This window comes from Streptomyces sp. WAC 06738 (genome assembly GCF_003945505.1).
Classification (GTDB): Bacteria; Actinomycetota; Actinomycetes; order Streptomycetales; family Streptomycetaceae; genus Streptomyces.
In genome coordinates, this window is record NZ_CP029618.1 from 370,801 (window position 1) to 386,683 (window position 15,883).

The window sequence follows — 15,883 nt, forward strand, 5'->3', positions numbered from 1 at the left end:
CCACTTCAAGGAGGAAGCATGGGACACCCATGGTCGAAAGCCGCGGTCGCCACGGCCACGGTGGTGGCGGGATCGCTGCTGGCGGGTTGCGGCGGCGGCGGACCAGGGTCCGGCGGCGGGAAGATCAGCGACGGCGGGATCACCCTCGGCGTGCTCACCGACCTCTCCGGCGTGTACGCGGAGCTGGCCGGCGAGGACGCGGTCACGGCCGTGGAGATGGCCGTGGCGGACTTCGAGAAGAAGCACGGCGGCGACGCGGTCACCGACGACATCGAGGTCATCTCGGCGGACCACCAGAACAAGCCGGACGTCGCCAACACCCAGGCGCGGGACATGTACGACCGCGAGAAGGCCGACGCCGTCTTCGACGTACCGACGTCGTCCGCGGCGCTCGCCGTGGCGAACGTCGCCGCGCAGTCGAAGAAGCTCTACTTCAACATCGGCGCCGCGACCACGGAGCTGGCCGGCGAGTCCTGCAACCCGTACACGTACGCCTGGGCCTACGACACCTACATGCTGGCCAACGGGACCGGCACCGAGGTGACGAAGCAGGGCGGCGAGAGCTGGTATCTCATCTATCCGGACTACGCCTTCGGCCAGGACATGGAGAAGGAGTTCAGCACCGCCATCGAGGAGGCCGGCGGTGAGGTGGTGGGCAAGGACCCGACCCCGTTCCCCAACGACAACTTCTCCACGTTCCTGCTCAAGGCGTCCGCGAAGAAGCCGGCCCCGGACGTGCTCGGCACGCTCCAGGCGGGCGGCGACCTGGTCAACGTCGTCAAGCAGTACCAGCAGTTCAAACTGAAGGACAAGGACATCCAGCTCGCCATCGGCCTGATGTTCGACACCGACATCAAGGCGATCGGGCAGGACAAGCTCGCCGGGACGATGTTCACCTCCCCCTGGTTCTGGAACGTCGACGAGGAGTCGCGGAAGTGGGCCGAGCGGTTCAGGGAGAAGGCGGGCACGTGGCCGACGTTCGACCACGCCGCCAACTACTCCGCCGCCACGCACTACCTCGAAGCCGCGCAGCGGGCCGGGACCGATGACGCGGACGAGGTCAACAAGGAGCTGGAGGGCATGAAGTTCGACGACTTCTTCGCCCGCAACGCCGAGGTGCGCGCGGCCGACCACCGCGTCGTGCACGACGCCTACCTGGCCCGGGTGAAGGACCCCGCCGACAGCGAGACCGAGGGCGACTTCACCGAGAAGGTGGAGACCATCCCCGCCGCCGAGGCGTTCGGCCCGGTCTCACCCGACTGCTCGATGAACTGACCGGCGCACCCACGGCCGCGGCCCGCGGAACTCCAGCCCGGGCCGCGGCGGACGGACGGGACCACGATGACCTCCTTCCTGCAACAGGCGTTCAACGGCCTGGTCTCCGGCGGCTTCTACGCGCTGCTCGCCCTCGGCCTCGCCGTCATCTTCGGCATGCTCCACGTCGTCAACTTCGCGCACGGCGCCGTCTATATGCTCGGCGCGTTCGGCGCGGTGGCCCTGCAGGACTCCGCGGGTCTCGGGTTCTGGTGGGCGCTGCTGCTGGTGCCGCTCGCCGCCGCGCTGGCCGGCATGCTGCTGGAGCGGCTGCTCATCCACCGGCTCGCCGCCCTCGACCCGCTCTACAACTTCCTGCTCACCTTCGGCATCGCGCTGGTCTGCCAGGACCTGCTGCGCATGAAGTACGGCGCCCAGTCCACCCCGTACGACGAGGGCCCCTTCCCGGGCACCCTCGACCTCGGGCTCTTCGACTACCCCGCGTACCAGGTCTTCGTCCTCGGCGCCGCGGCCGTCGTCTGCCTGGCCGTCTGGCTGCTGCTCACCCGCACCCGCGTCGGCACGGTGGTGCGCGCCGCCACCGAACGGCCGGAGCTGACCCGGGCGCTGGGCATCGACACCGCCCGCTGGGTCATGCCCGTGTTCGGCTTCGGCGTCGCGCTCGCCGCGCTGGCGGGCGTGCTCGCCGCGCCGATGCGCGCGGTCAACTCGGGCATGGGCGCGGACCTGATCATCGTGGTCTTCGCCGTCGTCGTCATCGGCGGCCTCGGCTCCATCCCCGGCGCGGTGTTCGCCGGCTTCGCCATCGGGATGCTCCAGGCCCTCGGCAACCTCTACGTCCCCGTCCTCTCGCAGACGTCGGTCTTCCTCCTGATGGCCGTGGTGCTGCTGGTCCGGCCGGCCGGACTCTTCGGCAAGGAGGAACACGCCCTATGATCCTCGCCCTGCTCGACCGGCTCGGCGCCAGGCCCGCCTGGCTGCGCTGGGGGCTGCTGGCCGCCGGCCTCGTCTCCGTCCTCGGACTGCCGTGGGTCCTCTACCCCCCGGTGGCCGCCGACATCCTCTGCTGGGGGCTCTTCGCCGTCGCCTTCGACCTGCTGCTGGGCCACGCCGGGCTGCTGTCCTTCGGACACGCCGCGTTCTGGGGCACCTCGGCGTACACCACCGGGCTCATCGCCATCCACGCCGGCGTGCCGTTCCCGCTGGCGGTGGCCGGCGGCGCGGTGGCCGCCGCGGTCGTCGCCGTGCCCATCGGACTGCTCGCGGTCCGCCGCAGCGGCATCTACTTCGCCATGGTCACCCTCGCCTTCGCGCAGATGATCTACTTCATCGCCAACCAGTGGGGTGACCTCACGGGCGGCGAGAACGGGCTGCAGGGCATCCCGCGCGAACTGCCGGGCCTCGACCTGTCGGACTCCTTCGTCTACTACTACGCGGCGCTGCCCCTGGTCCTCGCCGGCCTGGCGGCCGCCTGGCGCATCGTGCACTCGCCGTTCGGCCGCGTCGTCGCCGCGGTACGGGACAACCCGGCCCGCGCCCGGGCGCTCGGCTACTCCGTCGACCGCTACAAGGTGGTCGTCTTCACCGTCTCCGCGTTCCTCTCCGGGCTCGCCGGCGGGCTGTACGCCGTCAACCACGGGTTCGCCTCGCTCCAGGAGGTGTACTGGACGACCTCGGGGAAGGTGGTCGTGATGACGGTGCTCGGCGGCATCGGCACCCTGTGGGGCAGCCTGCTGGGCGCGGCGGCCGTCGTACGGCTCGAGGACTGGCTGTCGACCTCCGGGTTCGACGAGGTCGGGATCGTCACCGGCAGCCTCTTCATCCTCGTCGTCCTCCTCTTCCGCCGCGGCATCTGGGGCACCGTGTCGCATCTGCTCCAGCCCCGCGGCGACACCGCGAGCATGCGGTCCGCCGACTCCGGGAACGGTACGGTGCGTGACCCCGCCGCCGGCGACCGGCCGGAACGCTCCCTGGTAAGGGAGCCGTGAGGGAGGAGGCCGCGATGGGCACGGACCTGCCCGCCACCGCCCATGCCGCGGGCACGGCAGGAATGGCGGCCGAGCGCCTGCTGCGGCTCCTGCGCGACGGCGCGTCCAGGCGCGAGTACGAGGAGCTGCTCGCCGGCGCGCAGGGCGAGGCCGCCGTGGCGCTGCGCCCTCTGGTCGACGACGCGCTGGCGGTGCGCGCGCAGTTGGAGGAGCGCCGCCGGCGCGAGGCGGAGCTGGCCGCGCTGTACGAGACGGCGGGCGACCTGTCCTCGCTGCGCGACCTGGAGGCCGTGCTGCAGGCGATCGTCCGCCGCGTACGCCAGCTCATCGGCACCGACGCCGCCTACCTCATGCTCAACGACGACGACCGCGGCGACACGTACATGCGCGTCACCGACGGCATCCGCACCGATTCCTTCAAGCAGGTGCGGCTCGCGATGGGCGCGGGGCTCGGCGGCCTCGTCGCCAAGACGGGCGTGCCGTACCACACCCCCGACTACCTCAACGACCCGCGCTTCGACCACACCATCGACGACGCCGTGGGCGGCGAAGGGGTCACGGCGATCCAGGGCGTGCCCCTGTCCCTCGGCGAGCGGGTCATCGGAGTGCTCTTCGCCGCGAACCGCAGGGCCCGCCCCTTCTCGCAGGCCGAGGTGGCGCTGCTGGTGTCCCTCGCCAACCACGCGGCCATCGCCATCGAGAACGCCACCCTCTTCCAGGACGTGCGCCGCACCGTCGACGAGCTGACCGAGGCCAACGCGGTCATCCAGGCGCACAGCCGGTCCATCGAGCGGGCCGCGGCCCTGCACGAGCGGCTGACCACGATCGTCCTGGACGGCGGCGGCCTCGCGGACGTGGCCGAGACCCTCGCGGAAGTGCTCGGCGGCAGCCTCCTGGTGCTCGACCCGCGCGGCCGCACCATGGCGGCGGCCGGCACCGACCCGGTCGTCGAGCAGGCCCGCGCCGAAGGCGCGCTGCCCGACTCCTGTCCGGCGGCGCGCGCCGTACGCGAGGCGCGCGTGCTGAGCACCGACGCGCGCAGGACGCGCCGGGTGCCGGCCGCGGACGGCGGCGGTGCCGCCTGCGCCACCCCGGTGGTCGCCGGCGGCGAGGTGCAGGGCGTCCTGCTGCTGCTCTGCCGCCGCATCGGCGCCGACGACGTACGGCTGCTGGAGCGGGCGGCGATGGTCACCGCGCTGCTGCTGCTCGGCGAGCGGACGGTGGCGGAGGCGGAGCACCGGCTGCGCGGCGAGTTCCTCGACGACCTGCTGTCGTCCCCCCACCGCGACCCGGAGGGGCTGCACCGCAGGGCCGCCCTGATGGGCATCGCCCACGGCCGTCCGCACACCGTGCTCACCGCCCGCTCCCGGGACGGCGCGTCCCGGCGGCGCATCGCGGACGCCGCAGCGCCCTACGCGGCCCGCCACGGCGGCCTGGCCGGGGAGCACCACGGCGACGTGGTGGTGCTGCTGGACGGCGACACGGACCCGGGGGCGCGGGCCCGTGCCCTCGCGGAGCACCTGCGGCGCACGCTGGACGCGGCGGTGACCGTCGGTGCCGCGGCCGCGTCCGCCGGGCTCGAGGCGATCGTGGAGGCCCACCCGGACGCGGTGCGCTGCCTGGACGTCCTGCTCGCCCTGGACCGCGACGGCGAGGGCGCGTCACCCGACGAACTCGGCGTCTACGGCCTGCTGTTCCACCAGACCGGCCGCGACGAGCTGCGCCGTTTCGTACGCCGGACGCTCGGCCCGGTGCTCGACTACGACGAGCGCCGCAGCGGCGACCTGGCCCGCACCATGACGACCTACTTCGCCTGCGACGCCAACCTCACCCGCACCGCGGCCGCCCTCTACGTCCACGTCAACACCCTCTACCAGCGCATCGACCGCATCACCTCGCTGCTCGGCCCGCAGTGGCGGCACGGCGACCACAGGCTGCAGACGCACCTGGCGGTGAAGGTGCACGCCATACTCTCCGCCTCGGCGGAACCCGGCTGAGGCGGCCGCCCGGCACCCTCACGACAGCAGCCCGCGGTTCCCGTCCCCCCACAGGGCGGTCATGACGATCCCGCTGATCCGCCAGCCGCCGGCGGTGCGTACGAGGTCGAAGCGGTAGGTGCCGCCCAGCGTCCACAGCGAGCCGCCGTACGCCTCCGCCCTGCGGTGCGTGGCCTGGAAGGACGCGGTGCACACGGCCGAGGCCCCGGTGACGGTGACGAGGTGGTTGCCGAGCAGGTGCTGGGTGGTCTCGTACGCGCCGAGCAGCTCCCGCCAGCCGTCGGCGATCTGGCCGGGGGTCATGACGGCGGGCTCGCCGCCGTCGAGGCTGGTGTAGTCGAGGGTGACGTTGTCGGCGAAGACGCCGGCAAGGCGGTCCCAGTCACGCTGGTCGGCGTACCAGGCCATCCGGGTGCAGGTGTCGATGACATCCAGTCGGTCCATGCAGACGATCATGTCCGCGCCGCGGCGCCGCGGGCCGCCGGACTCGCTGCGCGGGAGGGTGCGTCGTCGCGGATGCCGCGCGAAGCCTACAGCCGGCCGCACTCCTTGGGGGCCGCCCGGACGAAAGCCGTCACTCTGTGGTGATGGGCAGGGCACACTGAGGTACATGCCCGACAGCACCGACCGCGAGCCCCGGCGGGTGACCATCCGCCTCCCCGACCCGGACGACCCGGTCGGCCGCGTCACCGAAACGGACGCCGCGCAGTACGCGATGCGCTATCCGTACATGGTGGTACGCGGCCCGCTCTTCGGCGTCGCCGAGCAGCGCCCCGGGGACGCGCCGCGCTGGCGGCTCTGCTCCGACATGGACTCCGGTATGCCGCAGGACGCCCGCGACGCGCTCAACTCGCGGTTGTGGTTCACCGCCCGGGACAAGGCCGGCGACCGCGAGCAGCGCCGCCGGCTGCTGGACGCGGTGGCGGTGCTGGAGCGGGAACCGGTCGACGAGGTCAGGGTCGGCGACGTCCGCCACCGCATCGTGCGCGCCGACGAGTTCACCCGCACCGACGGCCGGCGCCCCGAGCCGCCGCGCCCGACGGACCCGGACTCGGACGGCTGGGAGGACGACGGCACCCCCTCGCGCACCGAGGGCTTCGTCATCGACCCCGACGCCGCGACCGGCCCGGCGGAAGCACTTCTGCGGATGGCGCTGAAGGACTACGTGTACTCGTCCCCCCGCTTTCCCCGCCAGGTGCTCGACGACTCCGCGGCGGCCGTCGTCTCCCACCCGGACGTGGTGATGCTCCCCCCGGCGTTCCGGGTGCTGGAACAGCACGAGACGTCGTGGGAGATGATCGGCAACCAGCACGCCACGCCCCAGCAGGCGCGGCGCCTGCTGGCCGACTTCCTCACCAACGAGCACGGCTTCCCGCCGCCGATGGGCCCGCCCGCGGCGGATGCGGCGGCCTGCCGGCGGGCCGCGAACGCCTACCGCCGGCGCCGCCGGGGCAACGAAGTCGACGTGTGCGGGCGGCGGTTCGTGATCGCGCGGGTGGAGCGGACGATGCGCGTCGGAGCCGACGGTCCCGAGACGCCGCGCCCCTCGGACGTGGACGACTACGGGCCGAGCAAGATCCATCCGACCATGGACGCGGACGGCACCGTCACCCCCGACTGAAGGCGGCCGGCCGCCCGCGTGCACGCCGCGCGGCCGGCGCCGCCGGGCGCCACGCGAATGCCGTCGAACCCACCGGGAGGTGCGGCCGCAAAGGGCAAACCCCTGGTGGCCGCGGCCGATCTATGGGCATGGTCTCGGCATGAACGCAAACCCCACGCCCGAGTTCCCCCGCCACCTCGCCCGTACCCGCAAGTTCACGCTCGGCCTGCCGCACGGCGTGACCGTCTCGCCGGACGGCGAGCGCGTGCTGTTCCTGCGCACCGGGAGCGGCACGGATCCCGTGGCGCGGCTGTGGCTGTACGAGGGGGGTGCGGAGCGGGAGTTGGCGGATCCGGGCGGGCTCGTGCCGGGCGGGGCGGAACCCGTGGCGGAGCGGGTCAGGCGGGAGCGGGCGCGGACGCGGACCACGGGGGTGACCTCGTACACCACGGACGCCGCCGTGCGGCTCGCGGTCTTCGCGCTGGGCGGCGAGCTGTGGGCGGTACGGACCGACGGCTCGGCGCCGTTCCGGGTGCCGGCCGCCGGGTCCGCCGTCGACCCGCGCCTCTCCCCCGACGGCACGCACGTCGCGTACGTCACCGGCGGCGCGCTCCACGTCGCCGCGGTCGCGGACGGCGCGGGCCGGCTGCTGGCGGCGCCGGAGGGGCCCGACGTGACGTACGGGCTGCCCGAGCACGTCGCCGCCGAGTCGATGCACCGCCACCGCGGCCACTGGTGGGCACCGGACGGCGGCGCGCTGCTCGTCGCGCGCGTGGACGAGTCCGGGGTGCGGCGCTGGCACCTCTCCGACCCCGCGGACCCGGCGGCCGAGCCGCGGACCGTGCGCTACCCCGTCGCCGGCACGGCCAACGCGGACGTCTCACTGCACGTGGTCACGCTCGACGGACGCCGTACGGAGGTGCGGTGGGACCGGGCGGCGTACGAGTATCTGGCCACCGTCCGATGGGACGCCCACGGCCCGCTCCTCGGCGTGCAGAGCCGCGACCAGCGCACCCTGCTCACGCTCGCCGCCGACCCGGACACGGGCGCCACCCACGTGCTCGCCGAGACGCGCGACGCGCACTGGACCCGGCTGGTCCCGGGGACCCCGGCCAGGACCGCGTCCGGCGCGCTGCTCCAGGTCGGGAACGACACCGCCACGGACACGTACCGCCTGCTGCGCGACGGCGAGCCCGTCTCGCCCGCCGGGCTCCAGGTGCGCGCAGTGCTGGGGGTCGCGGGCGAGCGGGTGCTCTTCACGGCCGCGGAGGACCCGGCGGAGCGGCACGTGTGGTCGTACGAACCGGGGGCGGGCTGCGCGCCGCTCACCGAGGAGCAGGGTCACCACACGGCGGCCGCCGGCGGCGGGACGACCGTGCTGGAGAGCGTGACGCCCGCGGGTCCCGTGACGCGGGTGCTGGCCGCGGGCCGCCCGGCCGCGGCGCTGGCCTCCCGGGCCGAGGAGCCGGGGATCCGGCCGCGCCCGCAGCGCCTCGACGGGCCGGAGGGGCTGCGCAGCGACCTGTTCCTGCCGTCGTGGCACAGCCCGGGCGACGGCCCGCTGCCGGTGCTGTGCAACCCGTACGGCGGGCCGGGGCTGCGGCTGGCGGTGCCGGCGCGCGGATGGTGGACGCTGGTCTCGCAGTGGTTCGCGGAGCAGGGCTTCGCGGTGCTGGTCACCGACGGGCGGGCCACGCCCGGGGCGCCGTCGTGGGAGCGGCTGAACACCGGGGACAAGAGGGACAAGGCCGTCGCGGACCAGGTGCGGGGGCTCCAGGCGGCCGCGGCCGGGAATCCGGACCTCGATCTGGACCGGGTCGGCATCCGCGGCTGGTCGTTCGGCGGCTTCCTCGCCGCGGCGGCGGTCCTCACCCGGCCCGACGTCTTCCACGCCGCCATCGCGGGCGCGCCCGTCACCGACGCCCGGCTCTACGACACGCACTACCAGGAGCGCTTCCTCGGCCACCCCGAGAAATACCCCGAGAACTACGACCGTTCGTCGCTGGTGGGGCTCGGCGACGGGCTGCGCAGGCCCCTGCTGTTCGTCCACGGCCTCGCGGACGACAACGTCGTCGCGGCCCACACCCTGCGGCTGTCCGGCGAGCTGCTGGCCGCGGGCAAGCCGCACAGCGTCCTTCCGGTGCCCGGCGCGTCGCACATGATCTCCGACGACGCGATCGCCGAGAATCTCCTCTGGCTTGAGCTGGAGTTTCTGCGGCGGGAGCTGAACGCCGGCCCCCCGGCGTACGTATGAGGGGCCTGAGGCACACGAACAGAACGCCGGGCCCGCCGGCCCAGGGCGGACGACCGGCGCACCAGGAAAGGGCCCCACCATGACGCAATCCCCCAGCCCGGCCCGGCTCACCGCCCGCCGCACCGTCGTGGCCGCCGTCGGCGCCGGCGGCCTCACCGCCGCGCTCGCCGCCTGCGGCGACGACTCGGGCGACGGCGGTTCCGGCGACTCCGGCAGCACGGAGGTGCGGCCGCAGGAAGGCGGCAAGGACGACGGCGCGCAGCTCGGCACCACGGACGAGGTACCCGAGGGCGGCGGCAAGATCTTCAAGGACCGGAAGGTGGTCGTGACGCAGCCGGAGCCGGGCGAGTTCAAGGCGTTCTCCGCGGTCTGCACGCACCAGGGCTGCCTGGTCAGCAGCGTCGAGGACGGCACGATCAACTGCGCCTGCCACGGCAGCAAGTTCGCCATCGCGGACGGCAGCGTCGCGCAGGGCCCGGCCACGCAGCCGCTGCCGGCGGAGGACGTGCGGGTGGACGGGGACGTCCTGCGCCAGGGCTGACGGCGCACGGGCGGAGGGCAGAACGCAGGGGGGCGTACGGGGACGGACGGCCGCGGGTGGGGCGGCCACCGGTCCCGGGGCCCGGCTCGCGCCGCCCTCCTCCCGGCGTCCCGCGGGCCGCGCTCAGAGGGCGCGGCCCGCCGCCTGCAGCGCGCGTACGGCCTCCCTGATGGACGGCCGGCGGTCGGCGTCGGAGCGCCAGATCGCGTAGATGTGCCGCCGCATCGCGCCGCGTACGGGCAGGATGCGTACGCCCGCGGGCACCGCCCCGCGGCCCAGCCGCGGCGCGACGGCCACGCCGAGCCCGGCGGCGATGAGCGCGAGCTGCGTGTGGTGCTCCTCCGCGGTGTGCACGATGTGCGGTTCGATGCCCTTGGCGCGCAGGGTGAACACCAGCCAGTCGTGGCAGAACTCGCTCTCCGGCCAGGAGATCCAGTCGTCGGCCGCGAAGTCCTCCAGGACCACGTCCGCGCGGTCCGCGAGCGGGTGCCCCTCCGGGACGGCGACGTCCGCGAGGTCGTCGAGCAGCGGCGCCCGGGAGAGCCCCGGCGGCAGCGGGAGGGGCTTGTTGTACCAGTCCAGCACGACGCCGAGGTCGTGGTCGCCACGCATGACGCCGGGCACGGTCTCGTCCGGCTCCTGCTCCCGCAGCCGTACGCGCAGCTCGGGATGGTCGCGGCGCAGCGCCGCCAGCGCGGCGGGGAACAGCCCGCGGGCGGCGGTCGGAAAGGCCGCGAGCCCCAGCTCCCCGACGGGCCGCCCGCGGTGCGCCTCCAGCTCGGACTGCGCCGCCTCGACCTGCGACAGGATCCGGGTGGCGTGCTCGGCGAGCAGCCGGCCGGCGTCGGTGAGGCGGATGCCGCGGCCGTTCTTGGCGAGCAACTGCTGTCCGGTCTCCCGCTCCAGCTTGGCGAGTTGCTGGGAGACGGCGGAGGTGGTGATGTGCAGCCCTCCGGCCGCCGCGCTCACGGAGCCGTGCCGGGCGACGGCGGCCAGGGTGCGCAGGCGTTCCAGGTTCAACATGTAAGTGATGCTACGAGATAGGGGCCATAAAGTCTCGCTTGTGCTACGAGGAACGCGTGGCGCACCGTAGCTCCATGACCACGGCACAGGCAGCAGCCACCGACACGGCAACCGGCCCGGCCACCGGCACGGCCCGGCCGCCGCGGCGCGCGTTCCTCGACTGGCGCGTCCGCTTCGCCGCCCTGTCGGTCGTCTGGGGCTTCAGCTTCCTGCTCATCAAGGTCGGCACCGACGGCTTCGCCCCGCTCCAAGTGACGCTCGGCCGGATGGCCTTCGGCTCCGCCGTCCTCGTCGCCGCGCTCGCGATACGCCGGGAGCGGCTGCCGCGCGGCGCCCGTACGTGGGGGCACATCGCGGTGGCCGCGTTCTTCATCAACGCGCTGCCCTTCTCCCTCTTCGCCTACGCCGAACTGCACATCAGTTCCTCGCTCGCCGGGATCTGCAACGCCACCTCGCCGCTGTGGGCGATGCTGCTCGCCCTCGTCGCACTGCGGGAGGACCGGCCGACGCGCCGCCGGGTCGCGGGGCTCGGGCTCGGGTTCGCCGGGGTGCTGACCGTCCTCGGCGCGTGGCGGGGCTTCACCGGCCAGGACCCGCTGGGCACCGTGCTCGCGCTGCTCGCCGCCGCCTGCTACGCCGTGGGCTGGATCTACGTCCGCCGCACGCTCGCCGGCCTCGGGCACTCCCACCTGTCGGTCGCGGGCACGCAACTGCTCCTCGGCACCGCCCAGTTGGCCGTGGCCACCGCGCTCTTCACCTCGGTGCCGACCGCGCTCCCGGCCGGACCGCTGCTGGCGGTCGTGACGCTGGGGGTGCTGGGCACCGGGCTGGCGGTGCTCGTACAGCACGGGCTGGTGGCGGACGTGGGGCCGACGACGGCGCACACGGTCACGTACGTCATCCCCGTCATCGCCACCGCCGCGGGGGTGGCGCTGCTCGGCGAGGAGCTGACGTGGAACACGCCGGTGGGAGCGGCGGTGGTGCTGGCGGGCGCGGCGCTCTCGCGCAGCCGCCCGCGGGAGGAGCGGAGGTAGGGGCCTGGGCGTTCTCCGTACGGGCGTTGCGTACGCCCGTAGGGACGGGCGGTCCGTACCCCCTCAGACCCACCGCCGTCCGGGCGCGGGCCGTACCGCCTCCGCCACCGCATCCGCCAGCGGCTCCACGTCCTCGCCCGCCAGCGGCGAGACGGTCAGCCGGATCCCGGGCGGCGAGGCGAGGCGGAAGCGGGCCCCGGGGGCCGCCGCCCAGCCGGAGCGCAGGAGCTGGGTGACCGCGGAGGTCTCGTCGGGGACGGCCAGCCACACGTTCATGCCGCTGCGCCCGGTGGCCTCGACCCCGCGCCGCCGGAGCGCCGTCAGCAGCGCCTCGCGCCGCTCGCCGTACGAGCGGGCGACCGCCGCCGGGTCCAGGATCCCGCTGCTGCGCAGGTGGACGACCGTGTCCTGGAGCAGCCGGCTGACCCAGCCCGGGCCGAGGCGCTGGCGGCCCTCGACGCGGTCCACGGTCACCCGGTCACCGGTGAGCACCGCGAGGCGCAGGTCGGGGCCGTACGCCTTGGCGGCGGAGCGCACCGCGAGCCAGTGCCGCGCGGCGCCGGCCAGCGGCTGGAACGGCAGGTCGACGATCGCGTGCCCGTGGTCGTCCTCGACGAGCAGCACGTCCGGGTGCCGGGCGAGGACGGCGCGCAGTTCGTCGGCGCGCGCCGGGGTGAGCGCGGCCCCGGTCGGATTCTGCGCGCGGGAGGTCACGACGAGGGCGCGCGCGCCGGAGGCCAGCGCCGCCGCGGCACGCTCCGGCAGGGGCCCTTCATCGTCCAGTTCGACGGGCACCGGCCGCAGGCCGAGGGCGGGCACGAGGTCGAGCAGGCTGCCCCAGGCGGGGTCCTCGACCGCGACGGCGTCGCCGGGGCGCAGATGGGCGGCGAGCGCGCGCTCGATCGCGTCCAGCGAGCCGGAGGTGACGGCGACGGGCCCCGGCGGCACGCCGTCGGCGTCGAAGTCGGCGCGGGCGAGGCGGGCCAGCTCGGGGGCGACGCCCTCGTCGCCGTAGAGCACGGGGGCCGTGGCGTGCCGGGCGGCCGCGGCGGCGAGGGCGCCGGCGAGCGGGGGCAGCAGGGCGGGATCGGGGTTGCCGGTGGACAGGTCGCGGGCGCCGGGCGGCACCGCGACGCTGATCTGCTCGCGGGGCGAGGTGGCGGGGCGGGCGCGCACGCGGGTGCCGCGCCGGCCCGCGGTCTCGACGACGCCGCGCTCGCGCAGCATGCGGTACGCGGCGGCCACCGTGTTCGGGTTGACCGCCAGCTCCGCCGCCAGCGCGCGCAGCGGCGGCAGCGGGGCGCCGGGCCGCAGCGCACCGGCGCCGATGCCGCGCTCGATGCTGGCGGAGATCTCTGCTGCGCCCCGGCCTTCGATCCGATACTCTCCTAGCACAAAGAATATATTGCACTAGTGCAATGAGGATCGCAATTCGACACCGCCGCCGCGCAGCCGGCGGCACGTACCACCGAGCACCGCCGAGCACAGAGGGAGCCGCCCGTGTCCACCACGCCCCCCGCCGCCTACCGCCCCACCGAGCGCACCGTGCCGACGCGCTCCCGCGAGCGCGCGTCGTACGACCGCGCAGTGGTGCATTCCGTGCTCGACGCCGGCTACGTCTGCCACCTCGGCTTCCTCCGCGAGGGCCGCCCCGTCGTCCTGCCCACGCTCTATGCGCGCGTCGGCGAGCAGGTGTACGTGCACGGCTCCACCGGCTCCCGCCCGCTGCGCACCGCCGGGCGGGCAGAGGACGCCGGGCTGCCGGTGTGCCTGACGGTCACGCACGTGGACGGGCTGGTGCTGGCCCGCTCCGCGTTCCACCACTCGATCAACTACCGCTCCGCGATGCTGCACGGCGACGCGTACGCCGTGACCGACCACGACGAGCGGACCATGGCCCTCGACGCGATCGTCGACCACATCGTCCCCGGCCGGGCCGACGACTCCCGGCGCGCGAACGCCAAGGAGCTGGCCAAGACGGCGGTGCTCCGGCTCGCCATCGAGGAGGTCTCGGTGAAGACGCGCACCGGCGGCCCCGAGGACGAGCCGGAGGACCTGGAACTGCCGTACTGGACGGGAGTGGTGCCGGTCGCGCCCGTGTACGGCGCGCCCGTACCGGCCGCCGGCCTCGCCCCGGGCGTCGAGCCGCCCGGCTACCTGCCCGCGGGCTGACCGGGAGGCGACGCGTCGGCGGCGGATGCCGCGGGCGCGTCGCCGGACGGCTCCTCGCCGCCCTCGCGCGGCCGCGGTACGTTCCCGGCGACCGGCTCGCCGCGCTCGCCGGAACCCGGCGCGGGCGCCGCCAGTTGCGCGGTGAACGCGCCGATCAGCACCAGCGCGCCGCCCACGATCTGCGCCGCGCCCAGGTGCTCCGACAGCAGCACCCACGCCAGCACCGACGCGACGACCGCCTCCAGACACGCGACGACCCCCGCCACCGGCGGCGAGAGCCGGCGCACCGCGAGGACGCCGAAGAGATACGCCAGCACGGTCGTGACCAGGACGATCCAGACGATCAGCGTCCACGCAGGCGGCCGCAAGTCGCCGAGTTCCGCGCGCTCGCCGAGCAGCGACCACTCCAGGTTCCAGGGCCGGGAGACGAGGGTGAGCACGACGGCGCCGACGATCAGCCCGAACGCGATGACGCCCAGCGGGTTCGGCGCCCTGCCGTCGGCGGAGTCGGTGCCATGTCCGGCGAGGACGAAGTACGCGCACTGGCAGCAGGCCGCGCCGAAGGCGAGGAGCAGCCCGAGCGCGTCGAAGCCGAGGCCGGCCCAGACCTCGACGACGCACGCCAGCCCGGTGACCGCGAACAGCACGCCGACCGCGGCCTGCCGGGTGACCGGCCGCCGCTGGACGAACCGCACCCAGCCCAGCACCAGCGCGGGACCGAAGAACTCGATGAGCAGCCCCACCCCGACCGGGATCCGGGCGATCGCCGCGAAGTAGAACGCCTGCACGCCGGCGACCGCGAGCACGCCGAACCCGGCGAGCAGCGCGGGGCGTTCCCGTACCAGCGCGCGGTGCCGCCAGGCGAGCGGGAGCAGCACCAGCGCGGCCCCCGCGATACGCAGCCACACCACGTGCAGCGAGTCCATGCCCTGCTCGATGAGCGGCTTCGCCGCCACCCCGGAACCGCCGAACGCGAGCGCGGAGGCCAGCGCGAGCCCGAGCCCGGCGCGCCTGTCGAATGACTGCTGCATGCGGGCGATTATGTCAGCGGCCGTACATGAGTGTCATTCTTTGTTGCTACTGACATGAGGCGCGCGGGCGCAGAGCGCGCATCCCACCCTCCGCCCGCGGGCATCCACTCGGTGGAACCGATCGCTCCCCGCGCGGGTCCAACGACCGACACCCCACGATCTGGTCACTCCGAGCAGCCAGGGGGAAGACATGAGACGACAGCCCGGCCGCGCCCGCACCCGCATCGCCCTCGCCGCCCTCGCGGCGGCGGGGCTGCTGGCCGCAGGCTGCGGCGCGAGTTCCGGCGGAGCCGCCGGCGACGCGGACAACGCGGGCAACTCCAAGCCCCTGCCGGCGCAGAGCGCCGACGGGAACGACAGCGCGCGGAACGGGGACGGGGCGGAGCAGGACGCGCCCGCGAAGGACGCCGCAGAACCGGAGCAGGCAGCCGGCACGGAGGCGGACGGCAAGACGGACGAGGACGCGGCCGTGGAGCCGCTGAAGACGGAGCCGAAGGCGGAACCGAAGGCGGCGGCCGGCGATCCGGCGGCGGCCCCGTGGTGCCGTACGGGCGACCTGGCGGCCTCCGTACGGCCGCTCAACTCGGCGGCGGGCAACCGCTACGCGGCGCTCGTCCTCACCAACGACACGGACACCACCTGCCGCACCCGCGGCTGGACTGGCCTGCAACTCGTCCGGGCCGACGGCACGAAGGTCCCGACCACGGTGGTACGGGACCGCAGCCGCACCCCGTCGATGCAGACACTCGCGCCCGGCGCCTCGGCGTGGAGCCGGCTGCACTGGACGGTGGTGGCCAGCGGCTCGGACAACGTGACCGGCGCCTGCCGCCCGAGGCCGGCGGAACTGCAGGTCATCCCGCCGGACACGTACCACCACACGGACACCGCGTGGCCGCTGGGCGAGGTCTGCGACGCGGGCCGCATCGAGTCCCTGCCGCTGGCGAAGGGAGCGGGCCCGGCGCGCTGAC

At 74.6% G+C, this 15,883-nt stretch carries 14 protein-coding genes; 10 read left to right on the forward strand and 4 right to left on the reverse strand.

All coding sequences use genetic code 11. The features are described from left to right. Positions 1–18 precede the first annotated feature (18 nt). The 4 genes from DMB38_RS01380 to DMB38_RS01395 all read left to right on the forward strand — a co-directional run bounded on the left by DMB38_RS01380 (position 19) and on the right by DMB38_RS01395 (position 5,260). Positions 19–1,275 (forward strand): ABC transporter substrate-binding protein, encoded by a 1,257-nt coding sequence (locus DMB38_RS01380; RefSeq protein WP_125933588.1) that lies wholly within the window; start codon positions 19–21, stop codon positions 1,273–1,275. Between the two features lie 66 nt (positions 1,276–1,341). Next, positions 1,342–2,211, forward strand: coding sequence for a branched-chain amino acid ABC transporter permease (locus DMB38_RS01385; protein WP_047014408.1), 870 nt, complete (start codon positions 1,342–1,344; stop codon positions 2,209–2,211). Beyond that, the gene (locus DMB38_RS01390) at positions 2,208–3,263 is read left to right on the forward strand and encodes a branched-chain amino acid ABC transporter permease (protein WP_125933589.1); all 1,056 of its coding nucleotides are present in this window, start codon (positions 2,208–2,210) and stop codon (positions 3,261–3,263) included. Before DMB38_RS01385 ends, DMB38_RS01390 begins: the two co-directional genes overlap by 4 nt. Next, positions 3,260–5,260, forward strand: a complete 2,001-nt coding sequence (locus DMB38_RS01395) for a GAF domain-containing protein (protein WP_240661900.1) — start codon at positions 3,260–3,262, stop codon at positions 5,258–5,260. Before DMB38_RS01390 ends, DMB38_RS01395 begins: the two co-directional genes overlap by 4 nt. 18 nt (positions 5,261–5,278) lie before the next feature. Here DMB38_RS01395 and DMB38_RS01400 read toward each other — a convergent pair whose 3' ends face one another. Further along, positions 5,279–5,704 carry a nuclear transport factor 2 family protein gene (locus tag DMB38_RS01400; protein WP_240661902.1) on the reverse strand — a complete coding sequence of 142 codons (426 nt, stop codon included), beginning with the start codon at positions 5,702–5,704 and terminating at the stop codon, positions 5,279–5,281. 166 nt (positions 5,705–5,870) lie between these two features. Here DMB38_RS01400 and DMB38_RS01405 point away from each other — a divergent pair, with 166 nt between their 5' ends. The 3 genes from DMB38_RS01405 to DMB38_RS01415 all read left to right on the forward strand — a co-directional run bounded on the left by DMB38_RS01405 (position 5,871) and on the right by DMB38_RS01415 (position 9,655). Continuing rightward, positions 5,871–6,881, forward strand: a complete 1,011-nt coding sequence (locus DMB38_RS01405; protein ID WP_125933591.1) for a DUF5954 family protein — start codon at positions 5,871–5,873, stop codon at positions 6,879–6,881. A gap of 139 nt (positions 6,882–7,020) precedes the next feature. Beyond that, entirely contained in the window at positions 7,021–9,114 is a 2,094-nt protein-coding gene (locus tag DMB38_RS01410; protein WP_125933592.1) for a prolyl oligopeptidase family serine peptidase, read from the forward strand. Between the two features lie 79 nt (positions 9,115–9,193). Then, positions 9,194–9,655, forward strand: a complete 462-nt coding sequence (locus DMB38_RS01415) for a Rieske (2Fe-2S) protein (RefSeq protein WP_125933593.1) — start codon at positions 9,194–9,196, stop codon at positions 9,653–9,655. 123 nt (positions 9,656–9,778) lie between these two features. Here the strand turns inward: DMB38_RS01415 and DMB38_RS01420 are convergent, their stop codons facing one another. Then, the gene (locus DMB38_RS01420; protein ID WP_125933594.1) at positions 9,779–10,678 is read right to left on the reverse strand and encodes a LysR family transcriptional regulator; all 900 of its coding nucleotides are present in this window, start codon (positions 10,676–10,678) and stop codon (positions 9,779–9,781) included. Between the two features lie 74 nt (positions 10,679–10,752). On the opposite strand from DMB38_RS01420, the gene DMB38_RS01425 reads away from it, so the two are divergent. Next, positions 10,753–11,712, forward strand: coding sequence for an EamA family transporter (locus DMB38_RS01425; protein ID WP_125933595.1), 960 nt, complete (start codon positions 10,753–10,755; stop codon positions 11,710–11,712). 63 nt (positions 11,713–11,775) lie between these two features. On the opposite strand, the gene DMB38_RS01430 is transcribed toward DMB38_RS01425, so the two are convergent. Beyond that, a complete protein-coding gene (locus DMB38_RS01430; RefSeq protein WP_125933596.1) occupies positions 11,776–13,107 on the reverse strand; it encodes an aminotransferase class I/II-fold pyridoxal phosphate-dependent enzyme in 1,332 nt (443 codons plus the stop codon). Between the two features lie 105 nt (positions 13,108–13,212). On the opposite strand from DMB38_RS01430, the gene DMB38_RS01435 reads away from it, so the two are divergent. Continuing rightward, positions 13,213–13,884, forward strand: a complete 672-nt coding sequence (locus DMB38_RS01435; protein WP_125933597.1) for a pyridoxamine 5'-phosphate oxidase family protein — start codon at positions 13,213–13,215, stop codon at positions 13,882–13,884. On the opposite strand, the gene DMB38_RS01440 is transcribed toward DMB38_RS01435, so the two are convergent. Next, positions 13,866–14,915: an EamA family transporter gene (locus DMB38_RS01440; RefSeq protein WP_125933598.1), complete on the reverse strand. Its 1,050-nt coding sequence runs from the start codon at positions 14,913–14,915 to the stop codon at positions 13,866–13,868. The genes DMB38_RS01435 and DMB38_RS01440 overlap by 19 nt on opposite strands. A 190-nt stretch (positions 14,916–15,105) precedes the next feature. On the opposite strand from DMB38_RS01440, the gene DMB38_RS01445 reads away from it, so the two are divergent. Next, entirely contained in the window at positions 15,106–15,882 is a 777-nt protein-coding gene (locus DMB38_RS01445) for a DUF4232 domain-containing protein (protein WP_125933599.1), read from the forward strand. Position 15,883 lies beyond the last annotated feature (1 nt).